This window comes from Bacteroides reticulotermitis JCM 10512, assembly GCF_000517545.1.
Classification (GTDB): Bacteria; Bacteroidota; Bacteroidia; order Bacteroidales; family Bacteroidaceae; genus Bacteroides; species Bacteroides reticulotermitis.
On sequence record NZ_BAIV01000075.1, the window covers coordinates 1 to 2633 of the forward strand.

General features: G+C 41.2%; 2 protein-coding genes. Both read left to right on the forward strand.

Going from position 1 to position 2633, the window contains the following annotated elements:
• Positions 1-174: 174 nt before the first annotated feature.
• Positions 175-1731, forward strand: a complete 1557-nt coding sequence (gene istA / locus JCM10512_RS20920; RefSeq protein ID WP_081741598.1) for an IS21 family transposase — start codon at positions 175-177, stop codon at positions 1729-1731.
• A 12-nt stretch (positions 1732-1743) separates the two neighbouring features.
• A complete protein-coding gene (istB, locus tag JCM10512_RS20925) occupies positions 1744-2481 on the forward strand; it encodes an IS21-like element helper ATPase IstB (protein WP_044165879.1) in 738 nt (245 codons plus the stop codon).
• Positions 2482-2633: the final 152 nt, after the last annotated feature.

Below are 2633 nucleotides of genomic sequence, written 5' to 3' on the forward strand. Positions count from 1 at the left end.
GGAAAATCCGCTCCATGTTGACCCCTCTTGTCCAACGTAAAGTGATCCCCTAAATCCAATTGAAAGTGACCCCTTGTGTCCAATTGAAAGTGACCCCCTAAAGTTCAAAAAATCATTTGCGTAATAGCTCTCTGAATCTTATCTTGTCTGTTAAATAATTAAAAAACAGACTGTATGCCCAATCATTCATTAAGCATGAGTAAGATTCGTCAAGTATTACGTTGTTATGCCTCCGGTAGTGGGACTAAAAGTATTAGTCACATGCTGGGTATGTCTCGCAATACCGTCAAGAAGTATTTACAGATTTATCAAAAGAGTGGTTTAAGTATGGAAGAAGTCCTCTCTCTGGAGGATTCTTCCCTTCATACTCTTTTCCAGGTAAAAGAGAAGCCTATTGAAGAACCCTCAGCACGCTATCAAGCCTTGCAGGTACTTCTTCCAGAGTACGCAAAGCGTCTTAAAAAGAAAGGTGTGAGTCGCCGTCAATTATTTTTAGAGTATAGATCCTCTCACTCTGATGGATATGCTCACAGTCGTTTTTGCGCATATCTCCGGGCTTATTTTGCTCAATCTCATCCTATAGCCCGGTTGGAACACAAAGCTGGTGATAAGATGTTTATTGACTATGCCGGCGACAAGCTCTCCATCATAGACACTGATACCGGTGAGATCCTCCCTGTTGAAGTATTTGTATCCATTCTCCCTTGCAGCCAGCTCACTTTTGTTCAGGCAGTTATGAGCCAGCGCAAAGAAGATTTAATTCATTGCTGTGAAGCCGCATTGCTGTTTTACGGCGGAACCCCTGCTGCCATTGTTCCAGATAATCTAAGGGCCGCTGTAAGTAGGCCCAGTCGTTATGAAGCGGAACTCAATGAAGACTTTGCTGCTTTTGCCGAACATTATGGGTGTGCTGTCATTCCTGCCAGAGTACGCAAGCCTCGCGATAAAGCTTTGGTAGAAGGAGCCATTAAACTAATTTATCGAAGTATTTACACTAAACTTGAAGGTCGTGAGTTTTACGATTTAGCTTCTTTAAACGCTGCCATACACGTAGCTCTTGAACTACACAATAATGCTTTATTTACCCAGAGAAGCTACAGCAGGCGGGAGCAATACGAAGAGATCGAGCGTAGTTGTATGGGACCTTTAAACCCCATCCGTTTTGAACTCAAGCTTCGACATACGGCAACCGTACAAAAGAACGGTTTCATACGCTTAGAGAAGCATTATTATAGTGTTCCATACAAACACATCGGCAAGAAAGTCAATGTGTTATACAATAGCACCACGTTGGATATCTATTTGAAGTACGAGAAAATAGCGACTCACACAAGGAACTACAAACTCTATGGCTACACTTCCCAGCAGGAACACCTGGCTTCTTGTCAACGTGTAATTACAGATTGGAATCCAGAAAAGTTTCTTGTGGAAGCAGCCTCTATACACCCCGATGTAGAGAGTTTTATACGACAAGTCATAGAACTGAAGATCCATCCCGAGCAAGCATACAAATCGTGTCGGGGTATACTTAACTTCGCTTCGCGGGTCGGACGAAAAAGACTCATCAATGCCTGCAGATGGGCCTCTTGCCATGGATTGTATAATTACCCGGCCATAGAGAAAATACTTAAAAACAGGCAAGATGAACTTCCTATGGAAGAAAATACAGATGATGGAAGTCATCAGATGCCTGCTCATGAGAATATACGTGGAAAAGAATATTACAGTTAACAATCAAGAACAATGGAAATGAATCAAGAAACATTAGAGATGATGCGCCAAATGCGTCTTTTAGGCATGTATAATGCTTTTAAAACAAGTATGGAAAGTTTTAAGTCCGAGACTATGACAACCGACCAGTTTGTCGGGTGGTTAATATCCAATGAATGGGATGATCGTTGTAATCGTATTATTGAGAGGCTAATAAGGCAAGCCTCTTTTCGCTATAAGGCCTCCCTGGAAGAAGTTAACTACACATTGGACAGAGGGCTGGATCGCAACTTGTTGGAGAGGCTGGCAGAACTCTCATTTATTAAAGAATCCAAGGATCTCTTTATAACAGGGAGTTCCGGAACGGGGAAAAGTTATATTGCGACCGCTTTAGGTTATAGGGCTTGCCAAAAAGGACTCAAGGTATTATATGTCAATACAGCCAGATTAATGGGGCAACTAAAAATGGCTAAAGCAAAAGGAAACATACTACAAGAACTTAAAAAGATTGAACGAATGGATTTACTGATAATGGACGACTTTGGCATGCAACCATTTGATGCCGGAGCAAGAATGAACCTGATGGACATAATAGAAGATAGGTATGGTAAAAAAACAACACTTATCACGTCGCAGGTTCCCGTGAAAGACTGGTATGATGTTATTGGAGAAAAAACAATTGCGGATGCTGTTCTGGATAGAATTGTTCATCAGGCAATCCGAATAGAACTATACGGAGACTCGTTGAGAAAGTTGCAAAAGAAAAGATAAATTACTAAATTTAAAAATAGATAATAGTTATAACCCAGCATACTGATAGAGTTCAGATAGCTTTTGTGTTGAAATGATGATGACAACTTTAGGGAAAGAAAAACAGGGGGTCAACTTGAATTGGACGCAGGGGGGCACGTTTGTTGGAATTT

Excerpts from the sequence above, each read along its gene's own strand:
- istA (WP_081741598.1), top strand. The coding sequence starts at position 175 with ATGCCCAATCATTCATTAAGCATGAGTAAGATTCGTCAAGTATTACGT.
- istB (WP_044165879.1), top strand. The coding sequence starts at position 1,744 with ATGGAAATGAATCAAGAAACATTAGAGATGATGCGCCAAATGCGTCTT.